The following is a 15,222-nucleotide window of genomic DNA, read 5'->3' on the forward strand; positions in this document are numbered from 1 at the left end:
GCGCTGAAATATTAGCTTTTCTGGCGCCGCTGAGGGCGGCAGGATGCGCTCATCCTTTTCGGAAGACCCCGATGCTCCTCTCCGCCGCTGTCTCCGGTTTCATTGCCGCCGCAGGCCTCATCATGGCCATTGGGGCCCAAAATGCCTTTGTGCTGCGTCAGGGGCTTCAACAAAGCCACGTAGGGCTCGTGGTTCTGGTTTGCATGCTGGGCGACATCGTTCTGATCATCGCCGGCGTGGCGGGGATTGGGGCTTTGGTCCAGCAATGGCCTTGGCTCTTGCAAGCCCTGCGCTTCGGTGGCGCAGCCTTCCTTGCCGTCTACGGCCTGCTCGCTGCTCGGCGCGCGATAGCCGGTGGCGGGGAGCTGGCTCCCGCCAACGCCGCCAAACAGCATTGGCGTCCGGTGTTGCTGACGGCCCTGGCCTTCACCTTCCTCAACCCGCACGTCTACCTGGACACCATGGTCTTGCTGGGGAGCCTGTCCACCCGGTATCCGGCAGAAATCCGGTGGGCCTTTGCTCTGGGCGCTTGCTGCGCCAGCACCGCTTGGTTCAGTGCCTTAGGCTTTGGTGCTCGGCTGCTCCTGCCGGTGTTTCGAAACCCAAAAGCCTGGCGCGTTCTGGACACAGTCATGGCGATCTTTATGTTTGCGCTCAGTCTGCTGCTGCTTTTGAAGCCGCTGAGGGTCGGGTAAGGATCCGGGCAGGGCTGTCGAGCGTTGCCCAAGGCGGGTATTGACAGCCACTGTATTTGCCTTAGTTGTGACTGCCTCTAATCGGGCTGCAAAACATGTCAAAAGACGAAAAGCAAAAAGGCAAAGGTGTTCAGGTCGGAAATGAATCACGCAGCGGGCGTAAGGATCTGGCTGAACCCCCAAAAGGCTGCAATACGGCAAATCTTCATGCGCGTGTTGAGGGAGAGGGGCCGCCAAGCGCAATGAGGGCCGAGAAGGTCGTCATTGCACGCGCACCTCTTGCACAACTTAGGTTCGACGAAGGCCGACCCGGCGACGTCGTGGGGCCTGGTCGGGGAATGCGGATTTTCCGGAGTCAGGAATCACTTCCACCGACTGAGCCTTCTGAAAGCTAACTCGCGCGATCTCAGCATTTGCGTCTGCCCCGATTGACTCAAAGGAGTTGGCGCGGCAGATGATCATGTCGTGTCCTTCAACACGGAGCTCAAAGTGAGCACTGACGTTGTGCCCAGCGCTGTTGAGCCAGCGCACCTGAACAATCTGTACGCCAGTGCTCGGGTCGTGAAACCTAATCATTGCACTGCAAAACAGAAGTCCATCGCTGGGGATGTTGGTAAGAATATTGCTGGCGCTCTGAGGGCTGTCCTCGAACAAGTAATTCTGAGAAGCCTCCTTAAAAAACGCCTCTGAGTCGATGGAAATATAAAGCCAAAGAGGAATGCGGCCGTCCTTCGGAACAACCATGAAGCCCAACGGTCCAGTGCTGGATATCACTTCGAAGCAATATGACATCGGCTTACTCAAGTTCTCATCCATGACGTTCCCAATCCCGTTTTGGTCGAGCTTGCAGCTTATCAGCACGGCGACGCCTTGGCGCTAAGGCCAGAGTGCTACGCGAACCGGTGGCCCATTCGCCAGAGTTCGAGGGCGCGCGTGCTTCACTGACCGGGCTATGCCACGTTCGTTTGGACCCTGACTTGGCTCGCCGCGTGTTCGGCCTGCGACCGGGCGATGACAGAAAGGTTCAATTCAATCCAATCAGCGAGATCACGGACCTTCAATGCTGCCTCGCGTCCGAGGGGCGTCAGGGTGTAGTCAACGTGTGGAGGAAGAACGTCATGGGCGCGCCGTTCAATCATGCCGTCTTGGATTAGCAGGCCCAAGGTGTGGGAAAGCATGCGTTCGCTGACCCCGCCGATGCGCTTACGCAGTTGACTGAAACGTTGTGTGTCGTCAAGCAGGGCTATGAGGACGAGCACACCCCAGCGATTGGTCAGGTGACTCAGGATGGGGCGCGAGATGCAGTCCCCACTCATGACATTGCCTCGCAGCGGGTGCGCGTCGTGGGAAGCGACAGTGCGGGCCGGGGTTGACGGTTTTGGACTCGAGTTGCGGGGCATGGCCATGCTTACCTTTTTGTCTGTATTTACGAACGGCGGCGTCTGTTCCTATAGTCCAGCCTCCTCCCCACAACGGCAAATCCACCATGACCATCGCAGTCACCGGCGCCGCCGGGCAGCTTGGCCAAATCGTCGTCAGCAAGCTTCGGTCGAAGTTCCCTTCGGATCAGATCTTGGCTCTCGTGCGCGACCCAAGCAAAGCCTCCTCCTTGGGCGTTGCCGCACGCGCCTTCGACTACACCAAGCCCGAGGACCTCTTGCCGGCACTGGAAGGCGTTCAGACCCTGCTGCTGATCTCATCCAGCGAAATCGGCCAGCGCGCCCTTCAACATGAGAACGTCATCAACGCCGCCAAGCAAGCAGGCGTGGGCCGGATCGTCTACACCAGCGTGCTCAACGCGCCCGGGTCGCAGTTGAGCCTCGCTGAGGAACACCGGGTGTCTGAGGGCCTGCTCATGGCCTCTGGCCTCACCTATACCATCCTCCGCAACGGTTGGTATACGGAGAACTATCTCCGATCGCTTGAGTCGGCCTTGGAACATGGCGCCATCATCGGCAGCGTTGGCGACGGCAAGATTGCGTCCGCCACGCGCGAGGATTTCGCCGAAGCGGCCGCCGTTGTGCTTGTCGAGCAAGGACACGACAACGCCATCTATGAACTGGCAGGCGATCGCGCCTGGACGCAGGCCGGTCTCGCTGCCGAAGTATCCAGGCAAACAGGCAAGACCGTCGTCTACAACGATTTGCCCGAGGCAGAGTATGCCAAGGTCTTGGAAGGTATGCATTTGCCGCCTTCAATTGCCGCAAGCGTGGCATCGTGGGACGCAGCAGCGGCAAAGGGTGCGCTTTTTTCCGAAGACAAGACGCTGTCAAAGCTGATCGGGCGACCGACGACAGCCCTCGAACAAGCCGTCAGAGAAGCCCTGAAAGCGATCTGACCCCTCCTCTAGATCGATTTCATATCCGCGCCTCCCGGGCTTTACACGGCGGCATCAGGCGAAGGGCCGGGCCGTGAGATCCACGGCCCGATCGTAAAGGGTGGCTGTCCTACGCCATCTCACAAGCATTTCTTGTCACGAAGCAGCTGACGCCAAAATCCTGCGTCGGGTTTGGGAAGAAGCAGCGCCAGAGAGATCGCAGATCTTAGAAAGCACCATCAATGTCGGTGATGGCGATCAGCTTGTGATTGACAAACTCCTTAATGCCCAACCCAACCAGCTCCCGGCCGTAGCCTGAGCGACGCACGCCACCGAAGGGAAGATCAGCAGCAACACCCGTTGGATGGTTGATGTAGACCATGCCTGTGGAGATCTTCTTGGCCACTTCGACACCGTGTGTGATGTCTTGGGTAAAGACCGAGCCGCCCAAGCCGAAGGGGCTATCGTTGGCGATCCGAATGGCGTCCGCTTCATCTTTGGCGCGAATAACCTGTGAGACAGGCCCGAAGAACTCCCACCGATACGCTGGGTTGTCCTCAGCCATGCTCAGCAAAATGGGCTGAAAAAATGCCCCTGTCTCTGGCACCGGCACGCCAATGACTTCAACCTTGGCCCCATGCGCAACCGCCTGTGCCACTTGGGCTCTCAAGTCATCCGCAGCGCCTTGAGAGGACAAGGGTGCCAGAGTCGTGCTGGGGTCCAGCGGATCACCGGCCTTTAACGCGGCGACGCCAGCCTTGTATCTTTCCAAGAAGGCGTCGTAAATTTCATCCACGACGATGATGCGCTTGGACGAGCAGCAAACTTGGCCCGCGTTCCAATGCCGTCCAATGACCGCCCATTTGGCAGCCTTATCGATATTTGCATCAGCCAGGACGACAAAGGCATCGGCGCCGCCAAGCTCCATGGTCGATTTTTTGAGGGCATTGCCAGCCTGGGCAGCCACCACGGCTCCTGCGCCCTCCGAACCCGTGAGGGCAACGCCTTGCACGCGCGGGTCTTCAATGATGGCCTTGATCTGCGCGCGGTTGGCGTAGAGGTTCGCAAATCCGCCATCGGGAAGACCGGCCTCGCGAAACAGTCGTTCGAACGCGGCAGCACATTGAGGCACGTTGGAAGCATGTTTGAGCAGGACAACATTGCCGGCAGCCAGCTGGGGAGCGGCAATACGCACGATCTGATAATACGGAAAGTTCCACGGCTCAATCGCCAGCAAAATCCCTTGGGGCTCGTGTTCAACCCAGGCTTGGGTATAGGAAGGGTGCTTGCTCGGCAGCTTCTCGGCAGCAAGAAGGTTCTCAGCGTTCTCGACGTAGTATTCCAAAATTTGCGCTGACAGCTCCACCTCCGCTTCGGCCTCACTCAACACCTTGCCCATCTCCAAAGTCAGCAACTTGGCGTAGTCGGACGCGCTGCCGCGCAGCAACGCTGCGGCCTTCTTCAAGACCTCGGTGCGCTTGAGGATGCTGACGTTCCTCCACACCTCGAACGCGGCCTGTGCTCGGTCGAGCGCGTTAGCGACTTCAGTATCCGTCGCGTCATCGTAGGTCTTCAACGTCTTCCCGGTGTAGGGGTTGATGGTGGCATAAGCCATGATTGTTGCTCCGTCTGAGAGGGGGAGGGACATGCGGACGAGGACGACTGATCTACATGGACGCCCAAAGCCGCTTACAACACTTGCGTAGGACCAGCGGTTAAGGAGTGACGAGGGCAACTAGCCCGGGTTTTCCTTGGTATGAAGCGACCGTCCGATTGATCGGGAAGGTGAGCTGAATTGGGCGGGTAAGCCCGAACTAAGAGGTTGATTGTGGTGTCGACTGCGGTCTGAGACGGCGCGTGCGCGGGACCGAGAAAATTGCAGCGAGCAGGGAAATCGAGAAGCGCAAGGACGAGTGTGGCAAACTGCTGTGCAGCCAGATGCGGTTGCGCGAAGTCGTGCATCGACAGCAGGGATTGAATCGCTCTTACAAAGCGTGCGCGTCTCGCGAGCCAGAATCGGAGCGGCTTGTTTGAGCTTCCCGGTGGCGGGTTCAGCAAGGCGATGGCAAAGCGTCGGCAGAGGGGGTCTGATGCGTCTCTAAGGAGCGCTTGTGCAGTCTTGGCTAAGTCGTCTTTGAGTTCGCCTTTGGTATTAGGGAGCACTGGCAATTGGGGCAGGGCACTCATCCACAGCTTGACCACTCTGGAGTAAAGCGCCTCCTTTGAATGGAAGTGCAGATAGACCGTCTTCTTCGTAACGCCGCTCAGTGCTGCGATCTCATTCATGCCAACTTCCGTGTAACCGCGCTCTAGAAAAAGAGCAGAGGCGGTTGCCAAGATATGAGGCTTTCGCGATGAGTGCGGAGATCGCATTACGGTCGCTCAACTAATTCGAATTTTGGGCTGAACCATTGCATTGGCCTGCTCGGCCATCCACAGTGCGCTGGCCCTGAGTGGGCCATGTAGAAGGAACTGATGGCGTCGATAGAGGTAGGCATGGCTTAGCTGTGCGAACTTGCCCTGGATAAAACCACCACGGAAAAATCCGAGGCGCCCCAGGGTTCCAAATGCGTTGTAGTTGCTCAGCGAGACCAGCGAGCCCAAGTCTTGGAAACGGAAGTCAGGGATAGGTGTGCCTCGACGTAAGCACTTGGGCAAGTGCTTAGCCAAGTGCTGCGCCTGCTGATTGGCCACTTGGGCCGTGGCGGGCAATGGGCGGTCACCACCAGCCGGCGTCAGGCTTGCGCAATCCCCGATTGCATAAATATGGCGTCGACCTTTCGCAGCCAAGTTTTCGCCGATGACAATTTGGCCGGAGCGGTTGACTTCCAACTGGCCTACGCCAACGGACATAGCGCAAATGCCTGCGGCCCAGACTTTGAGGCCCGCCTCGATGCGAGACCCGTCTTCAAGGCTGAAGCCGTCGGTGTCGGCGGCAACGACACGGACATTTGTTATGATGCTGACCCCAAGAGCTTGAAGTTGCGTCATGGCCGATTGCGCTACATTGTCTGGGAAAGCGCTGAGAATGCGGCGCGAGCTGTCTAGCAGCGTGATGCGCATTCGGCCACGGACATTTTTAATTCCGCCATAGGCCGAGGCGATTTCCATCAAGCGGCTGAGCTCGGCGGCAAGTTCCACGCCGGTGGCTCCGCCGCCGACAATGGCGATGTCGACATTCTGAGCGGTGACAAAACCCCGTGCCAAGGTTGCTCGCAGCTCGGTGTTGAAGTCCTCCGCCTGTTGCTGCCCATCGATGAAGTGGCAATGCTGCGACACCCCGGGCGTGTTGAAGTCATTGGCATGGCTCCCGTGAGCGAGAATCAGCTCATCAAAGGCTATGTCTCGCTCCTCGGCAACGCGTGTTGCCCCAATGTCTAATGCGTGGAGTTGGATAGAGCCCCGAGCGGTATCGACGCTCTTTAGGCTGCCTGGAACGAATTCAAAGTGATTGCTATGGGCGTGCGCGAGGTATTGAACCTGTTGTTGGAACACGTTCCAGGTCCCTGCGGCAAACGTGTGGAGCATCGGTTTCCAGACATGCGTCGGCCCACGATCGACCAAGATCACCTCGGCATCGCCTCGACGACCCATGCTGCGCCCTAGGCGCGTAGCAAGCAGCAACCCGGCCACTCCACCACCGACGATCACGATGCGAGGCTTGTGTATGGGGGTGCCGGTGTTCATTCGTCCTCCAATATTGCCTTAATGACTTTGTTTAAAAGGCGCACGGTGGCGTCTTGGTCCCTTTCAGGCTCCACGATGGATCGCATTGCCAATCCCTGGATCACGGCCGCAATCATCGTCATTCGCAACCGAAGTTCTTCTATCGGCAGGTTCGACAACGAGCCAATGCGATGGATCAGATCCACAAACTGATCACCGATGGCCCGATCGCTCCGCTGAAGGATTTGGGCGATGGTCGGGTTGCGCGCGGCTTCCGCAGCGAGCTCCAACATCAGCCCCACCACCGCCGGATCGCTGTTTTGTTCAACTGTTTGGGCGGTTTGCCGAATTAGGCGGGCAACGAGATTTCCGCCATCTGTGTCTTCCGCGAGCGTTTGCACCAAATGGGCCATGTTGTCCCGTTCACGGTCGGCGATGGCCTCGACGATGGCCTCTTTGTTGGCAAAGTAGTGATAGATGTGCCCGGCGCTCATGCCGGCCGCTCTGGAGATGCGGGCAATGCTGCTGCCATGGAAGCCCTCACGCCGGAAGCACTCAGTAGCCGCATCCAAGACTTGCCGACGGCGGAGGTCGGACTTGGCCTGGTCGCCCCGGTCATTCAATTCATTCATCTAGACAACTCCGCGCATGCGTTGCGCCTCCGTGGTTGGCCAGTATAGTATGAACGTTCTAGAATGAACGTTCAATCTAATTCCACCCACGTTTGTGAAGGTCACATGAAGACTGTTGAGAAGTTGGCTCTGGCGGCAGTGCTCGCCATCGCCCTGAGTGCCTGCCGTCCCCAGAGCGCTGCGCCGCCTCCGCAGGGCCCTGCTGAGGTGACCGTCCAAATAGTGGAGTCCAAGCCAGTGGTTTTGACCACGGAACTGCCTGGACGCACGCAGCCTTACTTGATTGCTGAGGTCAGGCCGCAGGTGGGGGGGATCCTCCAAGCGCGTCTCTTCGAAGAGGGTGCGACGGTTAAGACCGGGCAGCCGCTCTACCAGATTGACCCAGCTCCCTATAGGGCCACCCTTGCGCGGGCAACGGCGAGCTTGGAGACGGCCAAGGCTCGTTCAGAGCGCTATGAGCGATTGAACGAGAGCCAAGCCATCAGCCATCAGGACTGGGACGACGCGCGATCGGAATACCTTCAGGCCAAAGCGACAGCAGAGTCTGCCCGCATCGACCTGGGCTACACGCGCATCACCGCCCCCATCACTGGGCGCGTCGGGCGATCGTCGTTGACTCAAGGCGCGTTGCTCACGGCAAACCAAGCCAATCCGCTGGTCGTGGTGCAACAGCTGGACCCGATTTATGTAGACATCGTCCAACCTTCCACCGCGATCCTCAGGCTAAAAGAAGAGCTCGCCGCTGGGCGGCTCAAAAGCGCGGGCGACGGCCAGGTCGTGGTTGATCTGAGTCTGGAAAACGGTCGGGTCTATGCCCATCAAGGCCGCTTACAGTTCTCCGAGGTCAGCGTGGATGAGGGCACCGGCGCAGTCACATTGCGCGCGGTGTTCCCCAATCCAGACGGACTCCTGTTGCCGGGCATGTTTGTACGGGCGTCGCTGACGGAGGGCGTGCGCGAGGGGGGCATTGTGGTCCCGCAGCGGGCTGTTTCCCGAGACAACGAGGGCAAGGCGACGGCATTGGTCGTCGGATCGGACAACAAGCTCGTTCAGCGCTCGGTCGTTGTGGATCGCGCATTGGGCAGCGACTGGCTGATAACAGAAGGGCTAAAGCCTGGCGAGCGGCTCGTGATTGATGGGGGACAGCGAGCCAAGCCAGGAGATGTGGTGAAGCCGTTGCCGGTATCGGCCAAGGGCGCTTCCGCTGCCAAGCCGACCGCGCCGGCTTCGCCCAAGACAGAGGGCTGACATGTCCAGATTTTTCATTGATCGGCCCATCTTTGCGTGGGTGATTGCCATTGTGGTGATGGTGGCGGGCGTTCTTGCCATCCGCATGCTGCCCATCAACCAGTATCCCAACATCGCGCCGCCAGCCATCCAGATCAGCGGCGTGTATCCCGGTGCTTCCGCCCAAACCGTCCAGGACACGGTAGTTCAGGTTATTGAGCAGCAGCTCAACGGCTTGGACAACCTTCGCTACATCAGCTCTGCGGGCAACGCGGATGGCAGCTTTTCAATTACCGTAACCTTTGAGCAGGGCACCGATCCCGACATTGCTCAGGTGCAGGTGCAAAACAAGCTGTCTTTAGCAACGCCCCTTGTCCCTGATGAGGTTCAACAGCAGGGCATCCGCGTCGCCAAGTTCCAAATCAACTTCATGCTGGTGGTCGGTCTGATCTCGACCGACAACAGCATGAGTGCCTTTGACCTGGGAGACTACATTGTTTCTAACCTCCAAGATCCGCTTTCCCGCACAAAGGGTGTGGGCGACTTCATGGTGCTTGGCGCTCAGAACGCCATGCGGATCTGGCTGGATCCGGCCAAGCTCAACAGCTTTGATCTCACGCCGCTCGATGTAAGCAACGCCATTCGATCGCAGAACGTCCAGATTTCGTCCGGCCAGCTCGGCGGGTTGCCGACACTGGATGCAGTCGAGCTTAACGCCACCGTGGTTGGCAAAACGCGTTACCAGACTGCTGAGCAGTTTGAGAACATCTTGCTCAAGGTCAATTCGGACGGCTCTCAGGTCCGACTGCGCGAAGTGGCGACCGTGAAGCTCGGTTCGGAGAATTTTTCGATCCAAGCAAAATACGCAGGGACCGAAGAGGGAGGCAAGCAGGTGCCGACCTCGGCCGTGGCGCTCAGACTGGCCACTGGCGCCAACGCACTGGAGACTATGGAAGCGGTGCGGGCCACTCTAAAGGACTTGGAGCCCACCTTCCCCAAGGGCCTAAAAGTTGTGTATCCGTATGACACGGAGCCGGTCATCAGCACTTCAATCGAGGGCGTGGTTCATACGCTGATTGAGGCGATCGTTCTGGTGTTCTTGGTGATGTATCTGTTCTTGCAGAACTGGCGCGCCACCCTGATCCCCACGCTGGCAGTCCCGGTCGTGCTATTGGGAACATTCGGCGTCATGGCGGCGTTTGGCTTTAGCATCAACATCCTGACTATGTTTGGGCTTGTGCTTGCTATTGGCTTGCTGGTTGATGACGCCATCGTCGTGGTGGAGAACGTCGAGCGACTTATGGTGGAGGAGGGCCTGCCGCCCGTCGAGGCCACGCGTAGGTCGATGGATCAGATCACAAGCGCGCTGGTGGGCATCGGTTTGGTGCTCTCGGCGGTCTTCATCCCTATGGCCTTCTTTGGGGGATCAACAGGCGTCATCTACCGTCAGTTCTCGATCACCATCGTCTCTGCAATGGCGTTGTCGGTGCTGGTGGCTGTCGTCTTCACGCCGGCGCTGTGCGCAACCATTTTGAAGCCTGCCAGTGCGGATCACCATGAGAAAAAGGGCTTCTTTGGCTGGTTCAACCGGTGGTTTGATCGCATGGCCGAGCGATATCAAGGGCGAGTGCGTTGGATCCTTGGGGTCCGGAAGCGGGGCATGGCGGTATTCTTGGTCATCGTGGTCGGTCTTGTCGTCCTATTCCCCATGTTGCCGACGTCGTTCCTTCCCGATGAGGACCAAGGCATCTTGATGGTTCAAGTCCAGATGCCTGCCAACAGCAGTGTAGCGCGCACCCGCGACGTTCTCGAGCAGGTGTCGACTTACTTCATGCAAGATGAGAAAGATACGGTTGCCTCGATCATGACTGTGGAGGGTTTCAACTTCGCGGGGCGTGGTCAAGGCTCGGGAATGGCCTTTGTCCAGTTGAAGCCATGGAGTGACCGCAAGTCCAGCGTGTTTGACTTGGCCGGGCGCGCGATGGGGCGCTTCTCCCAGATCAAGGAAGGCACGGTCATTGCGTTTGCCCCGCCGGCGGTGATGGAACTGGGTAACGCCACCGGTTTCAATGTCTTCTTGGAGAACCGTGGGGGCCTTAGCCATGACCAACTCATGCAGGCGAGGAACCAGTTCCTCGGCATGGCTGCCCAGAACCCCTCGCTCTTCATGGTTCGCCCCAATGGCATGAACGACGAGTCGCAGTTCCAGATCGTCATTGACGACGAAAAGGTTCAAGCGCTTGGCCTTAGCCTGGCGGACGTAAATAGCACGATGTCTGCTGCGTGGGGTTCGGCTTATGTCAACGATTTTATTGACAAGGGTCGTGTCAAGAAGGTGTTCATTCAGGGCGTCCCGGAATCTCGCATTAGCCAAGAAGATTTCGACAAATGGTATGTGCGCAACAACGCCGGCCAGATGGTCTCGTTCGCATCCTTTGCGACCGGAAAGTGGATCTATGGTTCGCCTAAGTTGGAGCGCTACAACGGTGTGCCGGCGGTTGAGATATTGGGTTCACCTGCGCCAGGCAAGAGTTCTGGCGATGCCATGAAGGCTGTTGAAGAGATCGCTTCTTCGCTCCCGCAGGGCGTTCGCTTGGCGTGGACTGGCCTGTCCTACGAGGAACGGCTATCGGGGGATCAGGCGCCGGCGCTTTATGCCGTTTCGCTGCTGATCGTCTTCTTGTGCTTGGCAGCCTTGTATGAGAGCTGGTCCATCCCGTTCTCTGTGCTCCTGGTCGTGCCGCTGGGTGTGATCGGCACCGTCGTCGCTACCTTGCTTCGGGGGTTAGGCAATGACGTGTTCTTCCAAGTCGGTCTTCTGACCACGATCGGATTGGCAGCGAAGAATGCAATCTTGATCGTTGAGTTCGCCAAAGATCTGGTGCAGCGCGACGGGATCAGCTTCGTCGATGCAGCGGTGCAGGCTGCTCGACTGCGGTTGCGACCCATCATCATGACTTCATTGGCCTTCACTGTAGGTGTCATTCCCCTGGCCGTGGCGACGGGCGCCAGTTCTGGCAGCAAGCATGCGATTGGCACCGGCGTGATCGGCGGCATGGTGACTGCGACGGCCTTGGCCGTGTTCTTTGTTCCGTTGTTCTTTGTCGTGGTGGCTACGTTCTTTCAAAAGAAGGCGAAATAGGGCTTCGAATGTTCAGTGTCCGCCGGTGCGCAAAGCCGCACCGGCGTTTCGCAGAACGCCTTTCGAGTGACCACTGGCTGCCAGAGTGGTTACCACCCAACTCTGGAGAGACGCGACATGAGCGACTGGATTCCAGCCATTATTTTAATGCAAGCAGAATCTGAGCTGCCACAGGCGGACGAAGAGCCCCGTAACAAACATGTGGAGGTGATTAATGCGTTGATGCATAGACCACACCTAGAGAGAACATTAGGCCGGACGTTCCTACTGCCCCAAGTATTCAGTGATCCTGCCGATAGCGTATCGGATGGGGGCGGACAGGCACAGGGTATGCTTCTTTCACTGTTTAGAGCACTCCTGGCTGAGACTCAGGGCGACGCAGAAGGTGGCTGCTGGATACTGACACTGAGTCGTCGACAAAACCTAGATTGCGGACCAAAAGCGCAAATGGCGCTGTTGCCGATACCCGTCCGGTTTGGGCCCTATTGCTACCAAGACAAGCCCCCTCAGGTTGAGGCCGGTGGCAAGACATCAGCATTGACGCCGTCGGAAGCAAGGCTTCTTGAGGTTCTTTTGCTTCGAGCAGGTCAAGTGGTTGGTCGGGCCGAGTTGCTCAGCGCGGTGGCCCCTCTGCAATCGGATGAAAGGGCAGTGGACCGCGCTGTATGTCGCCTGAGACGGAAGTTAAGTGCGGTGGATGAGCCCCACGCGAACATCCTTCGCACAGCACGTAGGAGGGGATACATCATCCACGCAGGCAGGAGCGAAACCCGAACCATGCGTTGAAGTCCTGAAAAGAAAGGTGCTTTCCGCATCCTCTCAAGATGCACGACGGACATGAAGACTACTTTTGGATCGTCGTGGGAATCAATATGGTCAAGTTTGTTAGGGTATGCCGTCCCCGCTGATTGCATCGACCTCGGCCCATTAGAGGACATAGTATGTTGCCGATTACGCTGGTCATCTGTGGAGTAGCCGCCTACCTCACTCAAAAATATCTAGCTGATGAGCCGGTGTGGCTGAGAATTGTCATCTACACCGCGCTTTTTGCAGTCGCATTGGTCGTTTGGATTCGCAATCCTTGGATTGGCGCCTGAGCACGCGAACAACGCACATTTTTATAGTCAAGCTGCTGCGTAGTTGCAGCGGGTGCTGACATGGAGGATGACTGCTAGATCAGGCAACTCTGGTTGATGACGCTGAGCCCGTTGCTGCTTAGTGGGAACAGCCCCTCCCTGAGAGCCGATCCTTCGGTTCATTGTCCTTCGCCGGCGACGGTAAGGCGGCAGGGCGGCCTGCTTCGCTACATTGTAAGTAAGGCTCTGACATGGCTTGGCGTTCTGCTATGTATTTTTATAGGCAAGCCTTGCACAGCAATTACAAACGAATTGCATTGAGCAATTGTCGGCGGTCATGATGCGTTGTTGCTGGTTGGAGCCCTTGATGCTCGTTCGCAACGGCCTCAAGCAGCTTGTCCACTTCGTACGACAGCGTCAGTAGCGCATCGAGCTTCGCCTTGCTGTCGAAAATGTGGCGTGTGCCGTCAGGGACTTCCAAAAGCTTGGCTTTTTCAGGGTTGCGATAGAGGTAATCGAGGTGGCGTTGCGTCTCCGCCAAGATGGCAAGTTCGAAGGTGTAGCCCATTCGAAGTGCAGCCAGGTCGGCGTGATACATGATGCCGGCAAGGTCGAAGCTGGGTAAGGCAATCTCTAAATCTGAATCTGCCTTGATGTTCTTGACCAGGCGAATTGCTTTTTTAAGCGAGCCTAAAGTAACAGTGTCTCGGTCTGTCACGGCCTTGATGTGCTTGAAGGGGTAGTTGGTCATCGTGGAATTGATCTTCCGATCCAAAATGACAACGCCACGATCATGCATAGCGCCGGTTTGCTGGTAAGCGGTCGTCTCATGCCAATGGGATGGCACAACGTCAACCGAGCGAGCAAGTGATCCGCCTGAGATCTTGATGGCCTTGCTGCCTGAGGTGTCAATGGTTGCTGCATGAAACGCCTTGGCGAGTGCTGGCTCCTCCTCAGCTCTGAGATCTTTAAGCTGTTGCAACGAGGTTCGCGTTGTCGGAGAGTAGGCTCCGGCTAGGGCCTGAATCCCGTTGGGGTTGTAGGTGTAAAACTGCCCAGAGATCAGGGTGAGCAGATCGACATCGCTGACTCCGCGTATGTGGACATTCAGTGGCACAGAGCCTTGCAGGTGAAATTCAAGCCTGAAACCATCGATACGCTTTTCAAGCTGGTTTGCCACGCGCATGGCCGTTTCTTTGCTGATGCGCGTGTAGTCCGCATCGACCTCCTGCATGGCGCCCAACGCGTAGCGCGTATTGGGCTTGTCGACTGCTTTGGTTTCCCAGCTTTCTTGTTTGGCGATCTTGCCGAAATAGTCGGCAAGCGCAGCACTGTCTTGCGCCAGAAGGTCCAGGCGGTCATCGCCACGGCGTCGTGATTTCAGTGCCGAAAGCCGATCATTTACAGTCCTTGCCATTACTGCCTCCTAAGGGTGAGCGTGCCCGACGAGTGACGACCGTCACCGTTGAAATAGTCCCCCTTGCCTGTCTTCAAGTCTTTGGCAAAGATCAGTTTTGCAAAGCCGCGATGGGCGCTGAGCTCCGTCTGGCCAGGCTTTGGTTCATTCCTGTAGCTGTAAAGGAGGACAAAGCCCTCGATGGCGTCAGACAGCAGTCCGGCAACATCACTGTTGGACTTGGACAAGCCGGCATCGAGGTGGATGCGCACCTTGTCCCAATCTTGCGTGATCGTCATCGTTCCCTGCCAATCAATGGCGAGTGAGTCAGGGCGCGGGAAGGGATGGCCCTCACAGATCCAAGTGCCGGAAAGATCGGCGACCTTCAACCATCCTGCAACAAGTGGCACACGCCAGATCCAGCGACGGAAGATCAGATAGAGAGCGGTATAGACGGTGCCCGCACCAATCAGAGAGAGGATAACGGGCGGCAGGTTCGTGCTGAGCCCAAACTGCTTTGCAAGGTCGACTGCTTGAAGGAGCACCCAGACCAAGAGACCTGAAACGACCGAAGCCGTTCGCGTCAGATACTTGCCAATGTCCGCCCGATTAACCCCGCCCCGCACCACATACTCATGATCCATTTGAGTCCCCCGACTGTGCATAGGCGCACGATATCGGGAAATTGTCGCAAGAGGTGCGACCGAGCGCTTTCTAAGCGAGGCCGATAGGCCGGGCAAGGGAATGCGCTTTGACTGAGTGGAAGCCCCCGGATGAGGCCGGCGACGGCCAACAGGCTCCGCACCAAGAGCTAGCGACCGGGGACTGGCGGGGACTCTCGCGAAGGAGCGACTTGGTCGGGGCAGGCGCTGACGAACGTGGACCCACCTGATGTAGCGGCGGTGTAGCGCCAGCCTCAAATGGAGCGTCGTTTGCTGCGCAATCTATAGCAAATACAAGGTCTTGCTGAGCTAACGTGCTTAATGCTTCATGAGCGGGGTGTGCTCGGCGGTTCCCTTGCTGTCTTTGGACTTCGGTTTTGAATCGGTGGTGTGCAAGCAACGTCCTTAC

The 15,222-nt window shown here is 57.7% G+C and carries 14 protein-coding genes; 6 read left to right on the top strand and 8 right to left on the bottom strand.

Annotated elements, in window-relative coordinates; translation table 11 throughout:
* The first annotated feature begins 71 nt into the window (after positions 1-71).
* Positions 72-695, top strand: coding sequence for a LysE/ArgO family amino acid transporter (locus ACO6VK_RS02800; RefSeq protein WP_422505411.1), 624 nt, complete (start codon positions 72-74; stop codon positions 693-695).
* 288 nt (positions 696-983) lie between these two features.
* On the opposite strand, the gene ACO6VK_RS02805 is transcribed toward ACO6VK_RS02800, so the two are convergent.
* Both ACO6VK_RS02805 and ACO6VK_RS02810 read right to left on the bottom strand, forming a co-directional pair.
* Entirely contained in the window at positions 984-1,511 is a 528-nt protein-coding gene (locus tag ACO6VK_RS02805; protein ID WP_422505413.1) for a hypothetical protein, read from the bottom strand.
* Positions 1,512-1,645: 134 nt separating this feature from the next.
* Complete coding sequence (locus tag ACO6VK_RS02810; RefSeq protein ID WP_422505415.1) at positions 1,646-2,101, bottom strand: winged helix-turn-helix transcriptional regulator; 456 nt, start codon at positions 2,099-2,101, stop codon at positions 1,646-1,648.
* Between the two features lie 80 nt (positions 2,102-2,181).
* Here ACO6VK_RS02810 and ACO6VK_RS02815 point away from each other — a divergent pair, with 80 nt between their 5' ends.
* Entirely contained in the window at positions 2,182-3,033 is an 852-nt protein-coding gene (locus ACO6VK_RS02815) for an SDR family oxidoreductase (RefSeq protein WP_422505416.1), read from the top strand.
* 205 nt (positions 3,034-3,238) lie between these two features.
* Here ACO6VK_RS02815 and ACO6VK_RS02820 read toward each other — a convergent pair whose 3' ends face one another.
* The 4 genes from ACO6VK_RS02820 to ACO6VK_RS02835 form a co-directional block, all read right to left on the bottom strand.
* A complete protein-coding gene (locus ACO6VK_RS02820) occupies positions 3,239-4,627 on the bottom strand; it encodes an NAD-dependent succinate-semialdehyde dehydrogenase (protein WP_422505418.1) in 1,389 nt (462 codons plus the stop codon).
* Positions 4,628-4,701: 74 nt separating this feature from the next.
* Positions 4,702-5,385, bottom strand: coding sequence for a TetR/AcrR family transcriptional regulator (locus tag ACO6VK_RS02825; protein ID WP_422505420.1), 684 nt, complete (start codon positions 5,383-5,385; stop codon positions 4,702-4,704).
* 9 nt (positions 5,386-5,394) lie between these two features.
* Positions 5,395-6,699 (bottom strand): NAD(P)/FAD-dependent oxidoreductase, encoded by a 1,305-nt coding sequence (locus ACO6VK_RS02830; RefSeq protein ID WP_422505422.1) that lies wholly within the window; start codon positions 6,697-6,699, stop codon positions 5,395-5,397.
* Positions 6,696-7,310, bottom strand: a complete 615-nt coding sequence (locus tag ACO6VK_RS02835; protein ID WP_422505424.1) for a TetR/AcrR family transcriptional regulator — start codon at positions 7,308-7,310, stop codon at positions 6,696-6,698. The genes ACO6VK_RS02830 and ACO6VK_RS02835 overlap by 4 nt, the downstream gene beginning before the upstream one ends.
* Positions 7,311-7,415: 105 nt before the next feature.
* On the opposite strand from ACO6VK_RS02835, the gene ACO6VK_RS02840 reads away from it, so the two are divergent.
* The 4 genes from ACO6VK_RS02840 to ACO6VK_RS02855 all read left to right on the top strand — a co-directional run bounded on the left by ACO6VK_RS02840 (position 7,416) and on the right by ACO6VK_RS02855 (position 12,776).
* Entirely contained in the window at positions 7,416-8,558 is a 1,143-nt protein-coding gene (locus ACO6VK_RS02840) for an efflux RND transporter periplasmic adaptor subunit (protein WP_422505425.1), read from the top strand.
* A 1-nt stretch (position 8,559) separates the two neighbouring features.
* The gene (locus tag ACO6VK_RS02845; protein ID WP_422505427.1) at positions 8,560-11,679 is read left to right on the top strand and encodes an efflux RND transporter permease subunit; all 3,120 of its coding nucleotides are present in this window, start codon (positions 8,560-8,562) and stop codon (positions 11,677-11,679) included.
* Positions 11,680-12,126: 447 nt separating this feature from the next.
* A complete protein-coding gene (locus ACO6VK_RS02850; RefSeq protein WP_422505482.1) occupies positions 12,127-12,465 on the top strand; it encodes a winged helix-turn-helix domain-containing protein in 339 nt (112 codons plus the stop codon).
* A gap of 155 nt (positions 12,466-12,620) precedes the next feature.
* Complete coding sequence (locus ACO6VK_RS02855; protein WP_422505429.1) at positions 12,621-12,776, top strand: hypothetical protein; 156 nt, start codon at positions 12,621-12,623, stop codon at positions 12,774-12,776.
* A gap of 280 nt (positions 12,777-13,056) precedes the next feature.
* Here ACO6VK_RS02855 and ACO6VK_RS02860 read toward each other — a convergent pair whose 3' ends face one another.
* On the bottom strand, positions 13,057-14,172 hold the full coding sequence (locus ACO6VK_RS02860) for a hypothetical protein (protein WP_422505431.1): 1,116 nt from the start codon (positions 14,170-14,172) through the stop codon (positions 13,057-13,059).
* Positions 14,172-14,795 (bottom strand): hypothetical protein, encoded by a 624-nt coding sequence (locus ACO6VK_RS02865; protein WP_422505433.1) that lies wholly within the window; start codon positions 14,793-14,795, stop codon positions 14,172-14,174. Before ACO6VK_RS02865 ends, ACO6VK_RS02860 begins: the two co-directional genes overlap by 1 nt.
* Between the last annotated feature and the right edge of the window lie 427 nt (positions 14,796-15,222).

The sequence above is a fragment of the Stenotrophomonas sp. GZD-301 genome, assembly GCF_049310345.1.
Lineage (GTDB): Bacteria > Pseudomonadota > Gammaproteobacteria > Xanthomonadales > Xanthomonadaceae > Stenotrophomonas.